13 protein-coding genes and 1 tRNA gene are annotated in these 19004 nt (G+C 48.8%); 6 read left to right on the top strand and 8 right to left on the bottom strand.

Annotation, left to right across the window (positions count from 1 at the left end; all coding sequences use genetic code 11):
* Nucleotide 1 precedes the first annotated feature (1 nt).
* Both ACR2PX_RS20850 and acs read right to left on the bottom strand, forming a co-directional pair.
* A tRNA-Met gene (locus ACR2PX_RS20850) sits at nt 2–78 on the bottom strand.
* 163 nt (nt 79–241) lie between these two features.
* Entirely contained in the window at nt 242–2194 is a 1953-nt protein-coding gene (acs, locus tag ACR2PX_RS20845; RefSeq protein WP_434001286.1) for an acetate--CoA ligase, read from the bottom strand.
* A 688-nt stretch (nt 2195–2882) separates the two neighbouring features.
* Between acs and ACR2PX_RS20840 the strand changes: the two genes are divergently transcribed.
* Nucleotides 2883–6359: a hybrid sensor histidine kinase/response regulator gene (locus ACR2PX_RS20840; protein ID WP_434001285.1), complete on the top strand. Its 3477-nt coding sequence runs from the start codon at nt 2883–2885 to the stop codon at nt 6357–6359.
* A gap of 5 nt (nt 6360–6364) precedes the next feature.
* On the opposite strand, the gene ACR2PX_RS20835 is transcribed toward ACR2PX_RS20840, so the two are convergent.
* On the bottom strand, nt 6365–7045 hold the full coding sequence (locus ACR2PX_RS20835) for a response regulator transcription factor (protein ID WP_434001284.1): 681 nt from the start codon (nt 7043–7045) through the stop codon (nt 6365–6367).
* Between the two features lie 137 nt (nt 7046–7182).
* Nucleotides 7183–7785, bottom strand: a complete 603-nt coding sequence (locus tag ACR2PX_RS20830) for a lysophospholipid acyltransferase family protein (RefSeq protein ID WP_434001283.1) — start codon at nt 7783–7785, stop codon at nt 7183–7185.
* 350 nt (nt 7786–8135) lie between these two features.
* On the opposite strand from ACR2PX_RS20830, the gene ACR2PX_RS20825 reads away from it, so the two are divergent.
* The 4 genes from ACR2PX_RS20825 to ACR2PX_RS20810 all read left to right on the top strand — a co-directional run bounded on the left by ACR2PX_RS20825 (nt 8136) and on the right by ACR2PX_RS20810 (nt 12196).
* A complete protein-coding gene (locus ACR2PX_RS20825) occupies nt 8136–8972 on the top strand; it encodes a hypothetical protein (protein WP_434001282.1) in 837 nt (278 codons plus the stop codon).
* Nucleotides 8973–8990: 18 nt separating this feature from the next.
* Entirely contained in the window at nt 8991–10526 is a 1536-nt protein-coding gene (locus ACR2PX_RS20820) for a hypothetical protein (protein WP_434001281.1), read from the top strand.
* A gap of 128 nt (nt 10527–10654) precedes the next feature.
* Nucleotides 10655–11764: a DNA polymerase IV gene (gene dinB, locus ACR2PX_RS20815; RefSeq protein ID WP_434001280.1), complete on the top strand. Its 1110-nt coding sequence runs from the start codon at nt 10655–10657 to the stop codon at nt 11762–11764.
* 39 nt (nt 11765–11803) lie between these two features.
* On the top strand, nt 11804–12196 hold the full coding sequence (locus ACR2PX_RS20810) for a DUF2721 domain-containing protein (protein ID WP_434001279.1): 393 nt from the start codon (nt 11804–11806) through the stop codon (nt 12194–12196).
* Between the two features lie 7 nt (nt 12197–12203).
* On the opposite strand, the gene ACR2PX_RS20805 is transcribed toward ACR2PX_RS20810, so the two are convergent.
* The 4 genes from ACR2PX_RS20805 to ACR2PX_RS20790 all read right to left on the bottom strand — a co-directional run bounded on the left by ACR2PX_RS20805 (nt 12204) and on the right by ACR2PX_RS20790 (nt 18140).
* Complete coding sequence (locus ACR2PX_RS20805; RefSeq protein ID WP_434001278.1) at nt 12204–12809, bottom strand: paraquat-inducible protein A; 606 nt, start codon at nt 12807–12809, stop codon at nt 12204–12206.
* Between the two features lie 350 nt (nt 12810–13159).
* Entirely contained in the window at nt 13160–14878 is a 1719-nt protein-coding gene (recJ, locus tag ACR2PX_RS20800) for a single-stranded-DNA-specific exonuclease RecJ (RefSeq protein ID WP_434001277.1), read from the bottom strand.
* A 227-nt stretch (nt 14879–15105) separates the two neighbouring features.
* Nucleotides 15106–16515, bottom strand: coding sequence for a threonine synthase (gene thrC / locus ACR2PX_RS20795; protein WP_434001276.1), 1410 nt, complete (start codon nt 16513–16515; stop codon nt 15106–15108).
* A gap of 323 nt (nt 16516–16838) precedes the next feature.
* Nucleotides 16839–18140: a homoserine dehydrogenase gene (locus tag ACR2PX_RS20790; protein WP_434001287.1), complete on the bottom strand. Its 1302-nt coding sequence runs from the start codon at nt 18138–18140 to the stop codon at nt 16839–16841.
* Nucleotides 18141–18454: 314 nt separating this feature from the next.
* Between ACR2PX_RS20790 and ACR2PX_RS20785 the strand changes: the two genes are divergently transcribed.
* Nucleotides 18455–18883, top strand: coding sequence for a hypothetical protein (locus ACR2PX_RS20785; protein WP_434001275.1), 429 nt, complete (start codon nt 18455–18457; stop codon nt 18881–18883).
* The last annotated feature ends 121 nt before the right edge of the window (nt 18884–19004 follow it).

Below are 19004 nucleotides of genomic sequence, written 5' to 3'. Positions count from 1 at the left end.
TTGGTAGCGGGGGCCGGATTTGAACCGACGACCTTCGGGTTATGAGCCCGACGAGCTACCAGGCTGCTCCACCCCGCATCAACGAGGAGCGCATAGTATGGACGATGATCCTTAAAGTCAATAAAAGATTAAAATGTTGCGGTTAATAACTAGAGGTTTGACAGGTGGTACTTTGGAGCAGAAAAAAGAGCTCTTTTTTACAGAGCTCTTTAGGGATAAATGAATCAATCTAATGCAGGGATCAGCTTGCTAATGCACGGTCTTTAATCAGCGATTCGACAACACCAGGATCAGCCAGTGTTGAGGTGTCGCCCAGATTGTCGTATTCAGCAGAAGCAATTTTACGCAAGATTCGTCGCATTATTTTACCTGAGCGTGTTTTCGGCAAGCCTGGTGCCCATTGAATGATATCGGGGGAGGCGATAGGGCCAATTTCCTTGCGAACCCACTGTCTTAATTCATTCTTGAGTTCGTCTGAATATTCAGAGTCGGCAGTTAGTGTTACGTAGACGTATATCCCCTGTCCCTTGATGTCATGAGGGAATCCGACAACAGCGGCTTCAGCAACATCATGGTGGGAGACCAGTGCGGACTCAATTTCTGCGGTGCCCATCCGGTGACCGGAGACGTTAAGAACGTCATCTACTCGTCCGGTAATCCAGTAATATCCATCTTCATCCCTGCGAGCACCATCACCCGTAGTGTACATGCCTTTGAAGTTGGAAAAGTAGGTTTGAACAAAGCGTTCATGATCGCCAAAGATTGTGCGAGCCTGCCCGGGCCAGCTATCAAGAATAACCAGATTGCCTTCTTGCTTGCCTTCGAGAATACGACCTTCGTTATCCACCAGAGCGGGTTTAATGCCGAAGAATGGACGGGTTGCTGAGCCAGGTTTCAGATCAGTGGCGCCAGGTAGAGGTGTCAGCATGGCTCCGCCGGTTTCGGTCTGCCACCAGGTGTCTACAATAGGGCACTGTTCATTACCAATGGTCTTGTAGTACCAACTCCAGGCTTCCGGGTTGATAGGCTCTCCAACGCTGCCCAGTAATCTGAGGCTGGAACGAGAAGTGCCTTCAATAGCGGCATCACCTTCTGCCATCAGTGCTCGAATTGCGGTTGGGGCAGTGTACAGAATATTTACCTGATGTTTGTCGACGACCTTACTGATTCTGTTACTGGCAGGATAATTGGGCACACCTTCATGCATTACTATGGTAGCGCCGTTCAGAAGCGGACCATAAGTGACATAGGTATGGCCTGTAATCCAGCCGATATCAGCATTACACCAGAAGACCTCGCCATCCTGGTAATCAAACACATACTGGTGAGTCATTGATGCAAAAACCAGATAACCGCCGGTTGTGTGAAGTATGCCTTTGGGCTTTCCTGTAGAACCAGAGGTGTAGAGAATAAACAGAGGATCTTCTGCGTTCATCTCTTCAGGAGTGCAGTGGGGTGAAGCCATGGCAGTCAGGTCCTGCCAGCTGACATCACGACCTTCTTTCCAGAAGACTTCTTCGCCGGTGTGGCGAAACATAATGACTTTCTCAATGCTGGTTACTGCCGGGTTTTCAAGTGCCAGATCAACGTTCTTTTTCAGAGGGACTTTTCGTCCGCCGCGAATACCTTCATCAGCGGTTATCACCAGTTTGGCATTGGAATCAATGATCCGCCCGGCCAGGGCTTCAGGTGAGAAACCGCCGAAGACGACGGAGTGAATGGCGCCAATGCGTGAACAAGCAAGCATTGCTACAGTGGCTTCAACCACCATTGGCATATAAATAGCGACAATGTCACCTTTGCCAACGCCCTGACTTTTCAGACCATTGGCGAATCGACAAACCTGTTCGTGAAGTTCTCTGTAGGTTACTTTTTTGGAGGGTTCATTTTCATCATCAGGTTCCCAGATGATCGCAACCTGATCAGCTTTTTTCTCGAGATGACGATCAAGGCAGTTGAAGGAGGCATTGGTGGTGCCGTCGAAGAACCAGTTGATGTCGACATTTTCATGATCGAACGATACTTTCTTGATCTGCGTGTAGGGGGTGAACCAGTCGATTCTCTGACCATGCTCTTGCCAGAATCTTTCCGGATTAACGACAGACTGCTGATACATCTCCAGGTAACGCTCGTTATCTGCCAGAGTGTTCTGTCGCTGGGCCTCAGTAACTGGGTACACGCGCGCTTCGGTCATATTGTGTCCTTAGAGTTTTTCTAATAGTTCTTCAGGCAATGCACTTATACGGCGTTTGTAGTTTTAAGCATTGCGGTGCCTAACCGTCATCTTAAGACGATACTTCCTTCAGGAAATTAGACTTTGGTAGCAGAATTCTATTGTGAGCAGGTGACAGGGTGGTTTCAAGCAATAGATAACAACCGATGTTTCATTGAGGGGGGGGGATAGCATCAGTTCCTGAAAATGAGAATGTGTTCATAAAAAAAGACAGGGGGCGACCCCCCTGCCAAGAGCACGTATCTTAAAAACGTTGGATGACAGTACCTCTGCGGAAAAAGTGTTTGGTGAGTGAGCGTTGCCTTGAGTCTTCCTTCCGGTTGTTTTTCGTTAGAGTGGGCCTGGTGATTGAATTCAATCACCAGGAAAACAAAGGGTTACGTTCAGCCCCAGTCTTTTTATCCTGATGTAGATAAGTAAGAAAAACACCTAGGAAAGCTAGCAGCCAGTGGCGTCTCCTCAATGCGACTTTAGTCGGAGTGGGGTATAGTATTATGCTGAAGTTCGGTATATCTCTATAAAGCTCAATAAGAACTCATAGCCCTGACAATCATTTAAATTCAGTCACATCCAGTTGTGGTTTTACCGCGCATTTTGAGTGGTGGAATCTCTGACAGGGCTGAATGATCGATAGAAAAAGTAAGAACATATGGCCGGATGGTGGTTGGCTCTCATAGCCCTTCTTTATGTAGGTGGGCTGTTTTCGGTAGCCTGGTATGGTGATCATGCGGGAGCAAGATTACGTGAACAATGGCGGCCCTATATATACAGCTTGTCGCTGGCCGTTTATTGCACCGCATGGACTTTCTTTGGTGCTGTCGGCCAGGCATCCCAGAGTATCTGGTCATTTCCGACGATTTATATCGGGCCCATTCTGTTTTTTTTATTTTTCTGGAAGTTGCTCAACAAGCTGATTCTGGTGAGCAAACGGGAAAATATTACCTCTATCGCTGACTTTATTGCATCTCGTCACGGTAAGTCCCGGGGGCTGGCCATTCTGGTAACGATCTTGCTGGTTGTTGGCATTCTCCCCTACATAGCCCTTCAGCTGAAGGCCATCATTATTGGTTTCGATCTTCTCTCCCCCAGTACCATGACACCTCGTAAGCAACAGGATGTAGCGTTGGTTGTGACCATGCTACTGGCAGTGTTTGTCATCATGTTTGGTACCCGCAGGCTCGATACTACCGAGCATCAGCACGGAGTCATGCTGGCTATAGCTTTCGAATCGTTATTGAAGCTGACTGCATTTCTGATTGTGGGTGGCTGGATCAGTTATCGGTTTTTCACCGAGGCCAGCGATCCACTGGGGCATTTTGAAATGGCTGTTGCTAAATCAGCCGATGAAAACCTGTTTTTGACGCTAATGGCACCCATTATGGTGTCGATGGCCGCATTTATCTGTCTTCCCAGGCAATTCCATGTCCTGGTGGTAGAAAACAGTGATATGAAGGATCTGAATCGTGCCCGCTGGCTGTTTCCCATTTATCTACTTCTGACCGCTGTTTTTGTCCTGCCTATGGCGTTTGCCGGTAATGCCTGGCTGGGAGAGGCCATATCACCCGATTCGTATGTCATCGCTCTGCCAAAGCTTCTGGGTAGTGACAGCATGGCCGTGCTGGCGTTTATGGCGGGGTTATCTGCCGCTATCAGCATGGTCATTGTGGCAACTATTTCGTTAACGAACATGATTTCCAATGAGATTCTGATGCCCTTGATTCTCAGAAGCTCCGGGCATGGTAGAAATGAGTTCTACCGTTTCAGTGGTCTGCTTCGTAATGTACGGCGCACGATTATTATCGGAATTCTGTTGCTGGCTTATATCGTTTATCGAGTCATCAGTGCTGGTGAAGATCATTTGCTGGCCAACCTGGGATTAATATCATTTGCAGCGGTGGCACAACTGGCTCCTGCGGTGCTTGGCTCACTCTATATCAGAGAGAGCAATTATAAGGCTGCTGCAGCGGGTATTCTGACAGGAAGCCTGGTCTGGCTGATTACCTTGATTGTCCCGCTTTTTGTTCAATCGGGCTGGCTGGATAAAGAGCTGCTGGAGCAGGGGGTTTTGGGCGTTCAGGCACTTAAACCCGGGGCGCTGTTTGGTTTTGACCTGACGGGTACCCTTCAAGGAGCCAGTCTCTTTGCTTTGGTGGTGAATGCTCTGGTTTATGTACTGGGTTGCCTGCTGTTTAAGGTCTCACCTCTGGAAAGTCGACAGGCCAGACGGTTTGTCGACGCTTCGGTTGTTGAAGGGGGGCTTTATGATGACATGACCGTCACTGTGGATGAGCTGGAATCGCTTGCCAGCCGGTTTATGGGGGAAGACAAGGCCAGAAAGCTGATTACTGAGCAATTCCCTGTAGAGCGTCCTTATCTTGCTGACAGTGAAATGATTGCCGTCGTGGAAAGGGTCTTGTCCGGAATCATGGGCGCCTCGTCAGCCAAGTTGGTGATGAAAACGGCACTGGCTGGAAACAATGCCCTGATTGAAGATGTTGAGGCCATGGTTGGTGAAGCATCGGAAGTGTTGCAGTTTAATCGTGAGTTGCTGACCGGCGCTATTGAGCACATTGATATCGGCGTCAGTGTGGTGGATCGAGATCTCAGGCTGGTGGCCTGGAACCAGCGTTATCTTGAGTTGTTTTCCTATCCGGAAGGAATGATAAAAGTAGGGCGTCATGCTGCTGATATCATTCGTTACAATGCTGAACTAGGTCGCTGTGGGCCGGGGGATGTGAGCGCTCATGTTCGTAAGCGTATCAATCACATGCTGCAGGGAACCGCTCACAAGTCCGAACGAATACGTGACAATGGCCAGGTAATAGAAACTCGTGGTTACCCGATGCCTGGAGGCGGCTTTGTGATGAGTTTTACTGATATCACCGAGTTTAGACAGGTTGAAACAGCCCTCAAAGATATCAACGAAAGCCTGGAGCAAAGGGTTGAGGACCGAACCAGTGAACTGCATAGCCTGAACCGCGAGCTGATGAGTGCAAAAGGCGCCGCTGAACGGGCAAACCGGTTGAGGTCTAAATTTTTTGCCGCAATCAGTCATGATTTAATGCAGCCGATGAATGCCGCCAGACTGTTTGCCTCTTCACTCGATTCAAGTCTGACCGATACTGAGCACAAGCAACTCGCCAGTCACTTGAGCAGCTCTCTTCGCTCAGCAGAAGAGCTCATTAAAGATTTACTCGACTTATCCAGATTGGAAGCAGGTAAGCTCAAGGCTACTTTCAGAGACTTTCCACTGGCTGAAATTCTGGACCCGCTGAGGGCAGAGTTTGATTTGCTGGCCCAGGAAAATCATCTGACTTTCAGAGTGGTACCGCAGTCTGTCTGGGTGCACAGTGACCCGGTTCTTTTAAGAAGGGTTTTACAAAACTTTCTGACCAATGCCTTTCGGTATTGCAATGCTCTGGATGGGAAAGTCATGCTGTGTTGCAGAAAACGCGCTGAAGGGGTGTGTATTGAAGTCAGAGATAACGGTAATGGCATACCTGAGTCATTACAGACGTTGATTTTCAGTGAGTTTGAAAGGCTGCACCAGGGAGGTAAAGGTTTGGGGCTGGGTCTTTCCATTGCCCAGGGTATTGCCTCGGTCCTTAATCAACCTATTGAGCTCAAATCGCGTGAAAGTGGCGGTACCACCTTCTCTATCCAGATGCCGCTGGTTGCAGCAAGGGCAGTGCGACAGCCCTCAGTCCGATCAGCGTCCAGAAATACCATGAGCGGTATAACAGTGCTCTGTATCGATAACGAGCCTGAAATATTATTGGGAATGGAAAGTCTATTAGCCCGCTGGGGTTGTCAGGTTTATTCTGCGGGTAGTGTGGAAGAAGCTTTCAGGGTAGTGGAAGAGTGCGGTTTGCCTGATATTCTGCTGGTTGATTACCGTCTGGACGATAGCATGGACGGTATTCAGTTGACTGAAGAGTTACGTGCGTTGTCGTCTTGTTCTCTGCCTGCCATTCTGATCACAGCCGACAAACAGGATGCAGTACGAAACCGGTGTCGTGATCTGGATATCAGGTTGATGGGGAAACCGGTCAAACCGGCATCGCTGAGAGCCTTAATGGCTTCACTTACGGCTCCAGTACCCGTAAAAGCGCTGCTTGAACATTGAAAGGCTTACGCCGGTGGGTGTCCCGTTGACGGACTATCGTTGCTGACGGTGGGTTGTTCGATTTCCAGTTCGTTCATGGCAATCACGGCCTGGGTTCTGCTGCGTACTCCCAGCTTTTTGAAAATAGCGGTGACATGGGCCTTGATCGTGGCTTCTGATACTTCCAGTTCATAAGCGATCTGTTTGTTCAACAGGCCTTCACTGATCATGCCCAGAACTCTGAACTGCTGCGGTGTCAATGTGGCTAGTTTTTGTTCCAGCTCTGAGGTTTCTCCCTGTTCTGGCAGTTCCGGAAGAGAATCTGGCAGCCAGGTATCACCCTCAAGCACTTGGGTAACCGCATTTTTTAGCACATCCAGTGGTGAGGATTTAGGAATAAATCCATTGGCGCCGTGTTGCATGGAGCGGTAGATGATTTGAGAGTCTTCAGAAGCAGAAACAATCACAACAGGGACTTCCGGATATTGTCCCCGAAGAAAGATTAAGCCGGAAAGACCATGAGCACCAGGCATGTGCAAATCAAGAAGAATCAGATCGGGCGATGGCACCTGTTCAAGAATGTTTTGCAGGGCGGCAATGGATCCAGCTTCATAAATTTCAGGATTCTCCAGCCCCTGACGCAGAGCTGCCTGTAAGGCGGCCCTGAACAGTGGGTGGTCGTCTGCAATGATGATCTTGTATTCCATTAGCTCAGAGTGCCATTTACCCGGTGAGCTGTAAAGGCTGACCGGTTGTTAATGATTTGAAGGCCGGACCTGTCACAGTAACCCGGCTGTTTCCTGCATGATGAGTTTTATCGGCGGGAGTTGAATGAAGAAGAGTGTCAGGCCTGACCCTGAGAAAGAACCGGGCTGAAACATTGGGGGAATTTGCCCTGCTTCTTTTCATAAAAAGCCTGGATTTCTGCCAGGTCTTTTTCCATGCTGCAGCCGGGCTTGATGGCAGGACCAAAGCCGGCTTTTTTCTTCCTGAAGTCCAGATATGCCAGAATAATAGGGACTTCTGCACCTTTGGCAATATGATAAAAGCCGGTTCTCCAGCGATCACCTTTAAAACGGGTGCCTTCGGGACAAATGACCAGTCCCAGTTGTTTATTGCCCTTAAAGCAGCAAATGCTTTGTTCGACCAGACTGCTTCTGCGCGCCCGGTCAACCGGGATTCCACCCAGCCAGCGCATGATCGGACCTAAAGGCCCCCAGAACAGACTGGACTTACCCAGCCAGTGAGCCCCTATTCCATGGCTAAGACCCACGGCCATGCCAATAAAAAAGTCCCAGTTACTGGTATGAGGTGCAGCCACCAGAACATAGCGGGGCACACAGGGCTTTTTACCTTCGACCTTCCAGCCGGATATCAACAGACACAGTCTGGCCAAAACCTTCAACAGCTGACTGATGATCGGCGTATTAAACACCGTTAAGCGCATATTCAAGCCTTAATCTTTTGACCATGAGCACTCTAGAGCCGGCAACTTGCCGAATGAAGGCGCTTCTTTGCTGTGGGTACTTGGTTTGTATGTATTCCGTCACAGTCCTGAGTCATTGAGCACGGTTCAATCGCTCATAGAATTCAGACTATGGGGGCAGGCCCTGAGAGGGCAATCAAACGGAGTGCGATTTGACGCTTTTATTCTTAAATTGAAAATACGTAAATATTCGGGGTTGCAATATAAGGTTTGAGGAGATTTGGTGTTTTTGGTGCTTTTTCTGGCTGGAACTATCTGTACACAAATGAGTCGAAGGTGGTGGAAAAGTATAAATCACGGAGGACTTCGATATGTATTCTAATGCATCTGCTACTGCCGCAGGCCAGGCTGGTCCACAGTCTTTGGGAAGGCAACCATCAACTCACTCTGATTCAAAAAGCACTGAACATTTCTGGGATAAGTACAAGGTTAAAGCACCTTTTCAACACTTCATGCCATCCGTTTCTGAGCCTTATCTATGGGCTGCGGGTGGTCTTGGGGCCGGGGCACTCGTTGCGCTTGCTGCAAGGTCGGTCAATCTGGTTGGAGATAAGGCTGCTTGTGTAATTATCGGTGTAGGCGGTTTGATTGGTTACACCGTTAAAGGGCTGAAGGTGACCTCTCAGAATTTTCATAATCTGAGACCGCTTGTTAATGCAGAGTACCGGGCTACCCAGTTGGTGGAAGCTTCTGCTATTGCTGATCAAGGTATAGAGTTGGCAAAGGGAAACCAGCTGGGTAAGTATATGTTTTCTGGCAAGCTGTCATCCTTGTATTACAAAGATGTAGAGTATTCCGAGCTAACAGCAGCTAGTAAGGAATTTGAAAGTGCTTTTGAAGGCGCCAGAGAAAAAAGATCACATGTCACCTCTTTATATGGTGGAAGCCATAAAGACTCATCGCAGTTTATTCACTCTGTTTCTCAAGGGCAAATACCTCCTAATACGCCTCAGCGTTTTGTAGAGGCTGCTCAGGCCAGTCTGCAAGCGACTCAGGTCATGGTTGATAAAAAGTCGGCCATGATAGGTCCGTTTGAGTCCTTCAAGGCATCTTTGAATGAACCCTTGGTCGAAGTCAGGACGGATATAAAAACGATGAAGGCCCAGGTGGAAGCTACAGGGTCTGTTCCAAGGCAAGAAGAAGACTAAGTAGGGAGTCAGTAATAAATGGATGTATCAGTCAATCAAAGTCAACAGTACCTTTATGCTCTTGCTTCAGGTGATCAGGGGCACAGCGTCATTCGTCTGCCAATTAAGACCGATAGGGATGGGAGCATAAAGGTTGCCGAAGGTCAGTCTGTTCTCGGTGGTCAGGGAGCCTGGGAACAGGTAGGTCAATACCCTGGACTCTGTCCTAAGACTCTCGTCAATCGATCGACTCAACAGTTTGTGCCGCTGCGGCTTCAGAATCTGGAAGTACTGGAAGACGATGGACTGGTGTTTACCAGTGATCGTTCCCATATTGTCCTCAGATATCCAAGTCATCTGAACTCAGCAAAAGATCGAACCTGTCCTGAACTGGTGATCGATGTTCGTGGACTCCTGTCACCAGACTTTGATGACAGGGAGGGTCTTGCAAATCAGGACTATGGCATTTCACTGGCTTACAACCCTGATGCCGGAGTGGTCTATGCCGGCATAGAGGATCAGGTCTACTGCATAGATCTGGTTCAGCTGGCAAAGAGAAAGAGCCAGCAGTCGATTGAAGTCCAGCCTGGTTCAGCGGCGGTCAGTGCTGATAGTGGCGCTGATAGTGGCGCTGATAGTGGCGCTGACTTTTTCTATCCCTTAAAAGACAGTTCTGGCCGGTCACCCGTGGTTAGTCCCGGTGCTTCTTCCATCAGTCTGGCTCTCTGTGAAGACTCTGCCGGGAAAAAGTTCTTGTTTGACAGCCACACAGCGCCAGCCATACGAGAAAACCCATTTACGGCAACACCGGTAAAAGTGGCGGAGCTAGAGACTGATGGTCGAAGGGTTAAAAGCTGGGATGAACCTGCCTTCAATAAAGCATTGCAGTATTCCAGCCTCTCCATTAAATCTGATGGAACACAAGAGGGTAACGGTCTCAGATCAGATGTAACTTTTCTTGCTACTGAATCCAGAAAAGGAGCGGCACCTGTGCTGGTGGCTCATGTGCACCACAATCATCCAGTTGTTATTGGCGATCCTCATAAGAAATACCCTGATGTTGAAGCGAAAATGGCTGAAATGGAGGCTAATGGTACGATGAGTGATCAAACCATGCATCCTGACGCCTACAGTAAAATGCTGGGTGATCAGGCTGCCGGTTTTTATCGCCTGCATAATATTACCATTAATTTTGATGACATTAAGGGCAATGCCTACAACATTAAAGATCGGGTAACCAGCCGATTAAAAAAGAACAAAGTGATCAACTTTAACCACGATTATTTTCAGGTGACTCATGGCCATGTCATGACTCTTCCGTGGAGAGATGATCCCAACCTTCTGGTTATGGCCCATAAATTACCCGAGGGAGCAGGCTGTGGCTGGCATACCCAACCTGATGCAGCCTGGTACAAAGTGGCTGAGCTGCCTCCGCTCTATAACATGCCGCAAACTCCTCCAGCAGAAAAGAAAGAAGGTGGGGGGTATCAGGTTCATTATGAAACGTTTGAAGATATACCCCGGGTAGACTGGGCCAGTAATGCAGTTTGTTACAGTGCCTACAAGGTGAAATAACGGATCGTATAGAGGAGGGGTTTCACCTTCTCCTCTATACACTGTATAAAAAAACAGTGAAAGCTGTTGTCTCATTTTTCTCCTGTCGTTAGACTTCAGTTTCACCCTTAAACTTTCCTGATCCTGTTATGCCAGAAGAGAGCTCATCCGTTCAGAGAAAAATTCTCCATGTTGATGCCGATGCCTTCTACTGCTCTGTAGAGGAAAGGGATGACCCTACTCTAAAAGGCAAGGCATTTGCTGTGGGGGGGAAGGCTGAGCGCCGAGGGGTGATCGCTACCTGCAGTTATGCTGCCCGAAAGTCTGGAGTGCATTCTGCCATGGCTTCTTTTCAGGCAGTCAGGCAGTGCCCGGAGTTGATTATTTTGCCCGCCCGATTTGATGTCTATAAAGAAGCTTCAAGGCAGATGCATGCCATTTTTCATCGTTATACCGAAATGATTGAGCCATTATCGCTGGATGAGGCCTATCTGGATGTTTCCCAGTCCAAACACTGTCGAGGCAGTGGGACATTAATGGCCCGGGAGATTATGGCATCGGTCAGGGAAGAAGTGGGTATCACTGTTTCCGTGGGTGTGGCACCGAATAAGTTTCTCGCCAAAGTGGCATCGGACTGGAACAAGCCTAACGGACTCTGTGTGATAACGCCGGATCAGGTGCAGGATTTTGTTTTTGAATTACCCGTTGAGAAGATTCATGGCGTAGGAAAAGTCACGGCAGAGAAACTTCATCATAAGGGAATTATCACCTGCGGTATGTTGCGCCAATATTCACCGGTGGAATTGTCTCGCTGGTTCGGTAGCTTTGGCGAGAGACTCTGGGAGCTGTCCAGAGGGGTGGATGATCGGCCCCTGGAGCTGGATAGAAGACGGAAGTCGTTATCGGTTGAACATACCTATGATGAAGACTTACCGGATGAACAGGCAATACTCACCCAGGTTAAGCCTTTGCTTGAGGATTTGGCTCAGCGCTTTAAGAAAATCAGGAATGAATATTCGGTTACCAAGCGTTTTGTTAAAGTGAAATTTAATGACTTTACTCAGACCACGCTTGAGGAAATGATAGAGCGCGACGACCAGCCTCCTGAAGCTCATTTCAGAGAGCTGCTGATTAGAGCCTGGCAGAGGGGTAATAAGCCTGCACGGCTTCTGGGTGTAGGTGTGAGGCTACTTGACCTGAGAACCTCCGGGCAAATGAAGCAGTTGGAACTCTTTGAACGCCGGGCTGGAAGGTTATAATATGGGAACTCCCTCACACTTAATTTCAGATAAGGTCTCATGGAGCTGAATCTAACAACTCCCGCCCTGCTGTTTCCGGCAATTTCACTTTTATTTCTTTCTTATACCAACAAGTTTCTGGCTCTGGCTTCTTTGATCAGAAACCTGCATGGGGAATTCAAGAAAGATCCGGATAATCTTCATATCAAGGGGCAGATGGAAAATCTGCGACGACGAATGATATTGATCAAGCATATGCAGGGAGCAGGTATCGTCAGCTTTATCTGCTGTGTCCTGGTCATGTTTCTCCTGCATATGGGTAAATATCAACTGGGCTTTATTCTTTTTGCTATCAGTCTTTTGGCCTTATTGATATCCCTGATCATCTGTCTGGCAGAAATTAAAATTTCGATCGATGCTCTGGAGCTTCAGGTGAGCGAGATGGAAGATTGAGCGGTTGTTATAACCGCTCTTTTAACATCCACTGACCAGCCAGTCCTGAAACCAGACAGTAGGCAACAAACCAGTAAAATCCTGCATGCAGCTCTGCCTGAAAGTTCAGCAGAGCGCTTTGTGAAGACGCTCCATTGGCAGCCAGCATGGCAATAAGCACGCCCATGGCAAACACATCAGCCATAGACCACTTGCCAAGAACGGCGTTTACCTTAAGGGCCGTTTTTCGAGAGGTGGGATGACACGAAGCCAGTAGTAACAAGCTTTTGATTCCGGGAATCAGCACGCTGAAGGTAAGGATCAGGATAGCGACGAACTGATAGCCAAATGCCCATAAATCACTGGCTGTACCCAGAATACTACGGGTTTTGTCGTAAACCCGGCTCTGACCCTCCACTTTCAGGTTAGAGAGAAACTGGGTGGCCATGGAGAGCAGGGCAGGGTGCATGGACTGCTGTTCCATAATCTTCTGGCCTTCCTTGACCAGAGCCTGGCGGTTCATATCAGCCTGAAGGGTCATCAAGGGCTGGGTAATCCCGGGGATTAATAAACCCAAGGAAATAATTAAAACAATCAGGGGGGCGGCAATACCGGAAACACGGGGCTCAGTCATTCTTCTTGTATCGTTTGGCTAGAGTTATGAAGCCTCTAAAATAGTTTAGAAATCGACAAAGAACAATCCTGTCAGCTATTCGGTCAGGCTCCTAGCCCGGATATTTCATAAACTGCCCCGAATCTCGCGCAGGCATTTGTCGCACCAAGGGATTTTGCGAAGGAGTGCCGTACCGGGGAGTACGGTCGACTGAGCAAAACTCCCTTAGAGCGGCAAAGGGCAAGTGAGAACGGGAGCATGTTTATGAAATATCCGGGCTAGAACCCTCAAGGCTGTTGACTCACTCTACTGGCTCTTCAATAGAGAGTCTGCTCGAAAGTTTTAGCCTGACTGCTTCCGGGAAAGAGAACTCAGGCTGATTCAAGATGATCAACAATCAACTGCAGACTCTGCTGACCTCGAAATTCGTTAATATCCAGTTTGTAAACAACGTTAACCGTGTTGATGTTCTGGTTTGGCCATTGTAGCGGGTCGATGTTGAAGGCGATTGCGTCCACGTAGTATTCCGAAGAGGGTACCTTAAGAACCATCTTCAGATGCTTCTGACCGACCAGTCTTTGCTGGATGATCTGAAAATGACCATCAAAAGAGGGTTCCGGGAAGTTTTGACCCCAGGGGCCTGCGTCCCTGAGCAGTTGCGCTGTATCCATAGTGAGTTCTGAGGCACCCAGTTCACCGTCTGTATGGATTTCTGCTTCCAGGTGCTCAGCAGAGAGCTCTTGCTTAACAATTTGATCAAAAGCCCTGGAAAAGGTCTCAAAATCTTTTTTGTAGAGACTCAGACCCGCTGCCATGGCATGGCCGCCGAATTTGATGATCAGTCCGGGGTTCTCCCGGGCAACACTGTCCAGAGCATCACGCATATGCAGGTCTTTAATGGACCTTGCTGAGCCTTTTATTTCTCCATTATCTGCCTCTGCAAAAGCGATCACGGGACGATGCAGCTTCTCCTTGACCCTTGAGGCCAGAATACCCACGACCCCCTGGTGCCAGCCTTCCTGGAAAAGACTGACTCCCCAGGGCAGATCTGAATGCTTGTCGAGTTCCAAACTGGACAGGTGACGCATAGCCTCTACTTGCATGCCTGCTTCAATCTCTTTTCTGTCCCGGTTGAGTCCATCCAGCTCAGCAGCCAGCTCTCGAGCGGTCTCAATGCGCTCAGTCAACAATAATTCGATACCGGTCGACATGTCATCCAGACGTCCTGCTGCATTCAGACGAGGCCCCAAGGCAAAACCCAGGTCAGAAGAAGCCAGGCGAGACTGTTGTCGGCCTGAAATTTCAATCAACGCCTGGATACCCGGACGGCAATGACCTGCCCGTATTCTGGCCAGTCCCTGGTAAGCCAGTATGCGGTTATTGGCGTCCAGGCTCACTACGTCAGCAATTGTGCCCAGAGCAACCAGATCCAGTAGCTGAAAAGGATTGAATTCATTTTTTCCTTCAAACCAGCCCCGTTGACGAAGTTCCGTCCTCAATGCACACATAACATAAAAAATAATGCCAACACCGGCTGTGTTTTTGCCAGTGAAAGGGCAGTCAGGCTGATTGGGATTGACGATGGCATCGGCTTCAGGAATCTCTTCGCCCGCCAGGTGGTGGTCAGTGACCACAACTTTCCAGCCCTGAGATTTGGCAGCTGCCACACCTTCTATGCTGGAGATGCCGTTATCAACGGTGACCAGCACTTCAGGTTGAAATTCTCTGGCGGCCTGAACAATTTCAGGGGTCAGGCCGTAACCGTATTCGAACCGGTTAGGAACCAGGTAATCAGCAATCCCTCCCATCTGCCGCAAGGCAAGCACACCCAGGGCGCTGCTGGTGGCACCATCACAGTCAAAATCCCCGACAATTAAAATACGCTGTTGATTGCAGATAGCATCAGCCAGAAGGTTGGCCGCTTTTTCAATATCCTTGAGACTTTTATAGTTTTGAAGACCTTTCAGCTGGCGGTTAATCTCTGAAGGGTCACTGATGCCCCGGGCGCTGTATATGCGAGATAGAAGCGGATCAATGCCATCAGTTAACTGGTGGGGGTTGCTGGTGCGTCGAATGATCTGAAGTGGCATGAAGTGTACTGATTTGTCTGTGTTGGTAAGTATCGAAATACTGTATCACAGAGAGGGTCAGAGCACAGTGATGATCATGTGGTTGGACTTAAAATCCCTTGCTGACAGTAAAATCAAAACCTGGATTCTGCTGTCAGCAAGGGCGTGCGATCAGCTCGGACATTTCATGAATGTCGAGCTTCTCGTTCTACTATCTTTTCGCAGCCGTTACTCGGGTTAAAGCGGTTTTATGCATTTTTCGGGCTAGCCAGACGATTCTGAATAAAGCCTTTCACTGCGTTCAGTTCATTATCCACGACATCATATTGCTCTTCACGACTCAGAAGGTCTTTCATGTGATGAGGGAGTTCTGGAGTCTGAAGACCGGCTTTTTCAATCGCTTCAGGGAACTTCACAGGATGGGCTGTGGCCAGCACGACATTGGGCGTATTGCTGTCCGTTTGTACTTCTTCCAATGCCCGGATACCGATAATGGTGTGAGGGTCGGCCAGGTATTCGGTGCGATCGAACAGGGCTTTGATCGAATCGCAGGTGCTCTGGTCATCAGTACGACTGCTGTCAAACAGTTCGCGGATGTTTTGCCAGCTCTGTTCAGAGACAGACAGTTTTCCAGACTCTTCGAACTCGGCCATCACTTTAGCAAGGGCTTTGCCATCACGGTTATGGAGATCAAACAGAAGGCGCTCAAAGTTGCTGGAGACCATGATATCCATGCTGGGTGACAGCGTGTGTTCAAGGCCCTGTTTGCTGTAGTCGTTGTTCTTAAAGAAGCGATGCAGAATGTCGTTGCGGTTGGTGGCAACGATCAGCTTGTCGATGGGCAGACCCATACCACGGGCAATGTAGCCAGCAAAGATATCACCGAAGTTGCCGGTCGGTACTGAGAATGAGATTGCTCTGTCCGGACCACCGAGCTCCAGTGCAGCATGGAAGTAGTAAACGACCTGAGCCATGATGCGGGCCCAGTTGATGGAGTTTACAGCGACCAGGCTGGTATTGTCTGGCAGGAAAGACTGATCGGCAAAGCACTGTTTGACCATGGCCTGGCAGTCATCAAAATTCCCCTGAACCGCGATGTTGTTAACATTGCTGTCCAGAACCGTAGTCATCTGTCGTCTCTGAACTTCAGAGACTCTCTGGTAAGGGTGCAGGATGAAAATATCCAGGGCTTCACTGTGTCGGCAGCCTTCAATGGCAGCAGAGCCTGTGTCACCGGATGTAGCGCCCAGAACAACGGCTCGCTCACCTCTTTCAGTAAGAACGTAATCCAGTAATCTGCCCAGCAATTGCAGAGCAAAATCCTTGAAAGCCAGAGTAGGGCCATGGAACAGTTCCATTACCCACTGATGGCTTTTCAGTTGTGTCAGGGGGGCAACGGCCTCATGGGCAAACGTTGCATAGCTGTCATCAATCATTTCCTTCAGTTTGGCGTCAGGGATTTCTCCCGCCACAAAAGGTTTGATGACTTCAAAAGCCAGCTCATTGTAGGGCAGGCCTCTCAATGAGCGGATTTTTTCCTGATCAAACTGAGGCAGTTCGGCTGGGACATACAAGCCGCCGTCTTCTGCCAGTCCAGCCAAAAGGACTTCCTGAAAGCTTTTTTCTCCGCCCTGTCCCCGGGTACTGATGTATTTCACAGCTTATTCCATCTATTGTTTGTCAGCTCATGGCTGCCTGGGAGTCTGGCCGAGAATAGTCTGCCCTACTGCGGTCGTAGAAAATGGGTCTGAAACATCGCTTTTGTTCGTTGAATAGCTCGCTATTCGCCTCTCAAAACCGATGTTTCGTCCTCAATTTTCTACGATCCTCGCTACGGGCACTATTCTCGGTCAGGCTCCTGGCAGCACATCGCTGTTTTTACCTTCAAGAGTGAGTCTCTGAACGTCACTCCTTTTGCATAAGCACTGTGGGCTTATGCTCTCTGGAATTCAGTTTGAATCTGTCTATTATTCGACAGATCTCAGGCCATGGTTTCTACGCGAATGCGTGTAATAGGAGCCTGAATATCGATTAAGCCTTCAATTTCAACGATGGCATTGTCCAGAATCGACTCTTTAATGGTCTGGGTCAGGATGACAATATCTGCATAGCCATCGCTCTCACGAATGGCTTTCTGGGTAATCGCATCGATGTTAATGCCGTGATTACTGAGAATCTGGGTAATGGCATTCATTACACCGGGATGGTCGTCTGCATGGATGCGCAGGTAGTTGGGGCTCAGTGTTTCACTGATGGAGAGTACCGGAGTGCTTTTCAAAGAATCTTCAGCAAAGCCCAGCGGGTTAGGGGCTGATTCAGGCGCTTCCAGTACCCGGGCAATATCCATAATGTCGGCAACAACGGAAGAGGCTGTTGGTTCGGCTCCGGCACCCGGTCCTACCATCATGGTTTCACCGACGGCATCGGCATTGATCACAACAGAATTCAGCACTCCGTTGATATTGGCCAGCGGACGGGAAGTAGGAATCAGAGTCGGGTGAACTCTGAGCTCAACCCCTTCGTCAGCCTGTCTGGCAATACCCAGATGTTTAATGCGGTAGCCCAACTCTTGAGCATACTGAATGTCTGCAGGAGTTACACGACTAATACCTTCTGTATAGGCGCGTTCAAAATTCAGGGGAATGCCAAAGGCAATGGAAGCCAGAATGGTGAGCTTATGGCAGGCATCGATGCCTTCTACGTCGAAGGTGGGGTCTGCTTCTGCATAACCCAGAGCCTGTGCTTCAGAAAGTACCTCTTCAAATGGACGGTTCTTGTCGCCCATTTCGGTCAAAATAAAATTACCGGTACCATTGATGATGCCCGCCAACCAGTTAACCTGGTTGCCAGACAGACCTTCCCTGAGGCATTTGATAACAGGGATACCGCCAGCCACTGCTGCTTCATAGGCAACCACAACATTTTTTTCTCGAGCCGCCTGGAAAATCTCATTGCCGTGTTCAGCAATCAGAGCCTTGTTGGCGGTGACAATATGTTTGCCGTGCTCAATCGCTGTGAGGATCAATTCCTTCGCAACATCGTACCCACCAATGGTTTCTACCAGAATATCGATTTCCGGATTGCGGGCAACATCGAAAATGTCACGGGTGATTTGTGTGGTCGAGGTATCAGAGGCTGGATTGTCCCTGCGGGCACCAATCTGCTCTACAATAATGGGTCTGCCAGTTCGTGCGGCAATGCTGCTGGCATTGCGAGTCAGGACATTAAACGTACCGCTGCCTACGGTACCCAGGCCACATATTCCTACTTTGACCGGTTTCAAACTGTTATCCCCCAGGAGTTGATTTAACTCACTGTCTATGTCACGGCTTTCAGAGATAGAAAGCGCTCTGATTCTTATCAATGGATCGGGGATTATAGCCATAAACCGACCTTCAGGGCGATAGTCTTCCCGGACTGTTTGTGGGCTTTCCACTATGAACCCCTCATCTTGCTCTATCCTGTGAGTTCTGAATACAAAATTGGGACACGTACACCGTGATTAATTGGTCAACCCCGGGGGAGACGAGAAGCTATTTCAGTGGCTTCTGGCTGAACAGGTCGTCTGGCGGAATGGTCGGAACGATGGTTTTTTCTATGGTATTGGCTAGTGCATCGTTTTCCCTATCGGCAAAAGAACAAATTACCAATCATGAAAAGCTGGCAGCAGCTCTGGCAGTGAATGATCTGCCCAGTGGCTTTGTTAATCTTGAGCATTGTCAGGTCATGAAACGCATAGGGTCGACACGTTATGAAAAATGGTCTTTCAGTGTCACTTTCAAAGAGCATTACGGGATTAATAATCGCAAAGGGGAAATAAAGGCATCCCATGCTACGGAGTTAATGCTGGAAGAAAAGGATGGGAGTCCGTTATTGAGGCGTTTGTACAACAACTTCACTTCAAAATCCGGTGAGGAAAACGTTGAATTTGTGGTTGCTGTGACTGATATCAATGGCAAGGTGCTGCTCAAGCGTAACTATTTCTGCCCCTGGTCAAAAGCGGTTTATTTATGGCGTGACTCCTAGGAGCCTGTCGGACTTACCACTGACCTACTGCGAAAAAGCCGGATTTGGCCATTTTCTATGATTCTTTTCGTTGAATAGCTCGCTATTCGCCTCAAATAATCATAAAAACTGTCTCAAACCG

It is taken from the genome of Endozoicomonas sp. (assembly GCF_051008435.1).
Classification (GTDB): Bacteria; Pseudomonadota; Gammaproteobacteria; order Pseudomonadales; family Endozoicomonadaceae; genus Endozoicomonas_A.
Note: the sequence above shows the minus strand (reverse complement) of the source record. Positions and strands in the feature narration are given on the sequence as shown.

Bases quoted from the DNA above. Each gene is read 5' to 3' on its own strand.
- ACR2PX_RS20785 (WP_434001275.1), top strand. From the start codon at position 18,455: ATGGTATTGGCTAGTGCATCGTTTTCCCTATCGGCAAAAGAACAAATT.
- ACR2PX_RS20840 (WP_434001285.1), top strand. From the start codon at position 2,883: ATGGCCGGATGGTGGTTGGCTCTCATAGCCCTTCTTTATGTAGGTGGG.
- ACR2PX_RS20820 (WP_434001281.1), top strand. From the start codon at position 8,991: ATGGATGTATCAGTCAATCAAAGTCAACAGTACCTTTATGCTCTTGCT.
- recJ (WP_434001277.1), bottom strand. From the start codon at position 14,878: ATGCCACTTCAGATCATTCGACGCACCAGCAACCCCCACCAGTTAACT.
- ACR2PX_RS20810 (WP_434001279.1), top strand. From the start codon at position 11,804: ATGGAGCTGAATCTAACAACTCCCGCCCTGCTGTTTCCGGCAATTTCA.
- ACR2PX_RS20830 (WP_434001283.1), bottom strand. From the start codon at position 7,785: ATGCGCTTAACGGTGTTTAATACGCCGATCATCAGTCAGCTGTTGAAG.
- acs (WP_434001286.1), bottom strand. From the start codon at position 2,194: ATGACCGAAGCGCGCGTGTACCCAGTTACTGAGGCCCAGCGACAGAAC.
- ACR2PX_RS20835 (WP_434001284.1), bottom strand. From the start codon at position 7,045: ATGGAATACAAGATCATCATTGCAGACGACCACCCACTGTTCAGGGCC.
- ACR2PX_RS20805 (WP_434001278.1), bottom strand. From the start codon at position 12,809: ATGACTGAGCCCCGTGTTTCCGGTATTGCCGCCCCCCTGATTGTTTTA.
- ACR2PX_RS20825 (WP_434001282.1), top strand. From the start codon at position 8,136: ATGTATTCTAATGCATCTGCTACTGCCGCAGGCCAGGCTGGTCCACAG.
- dinB (WP_434001280.1), top strand. From the start codon at position 10,655: ATGCCAGAAGAGAGCTCATCCGTTCAGAGAAAAATTCTCCATGTTGAT.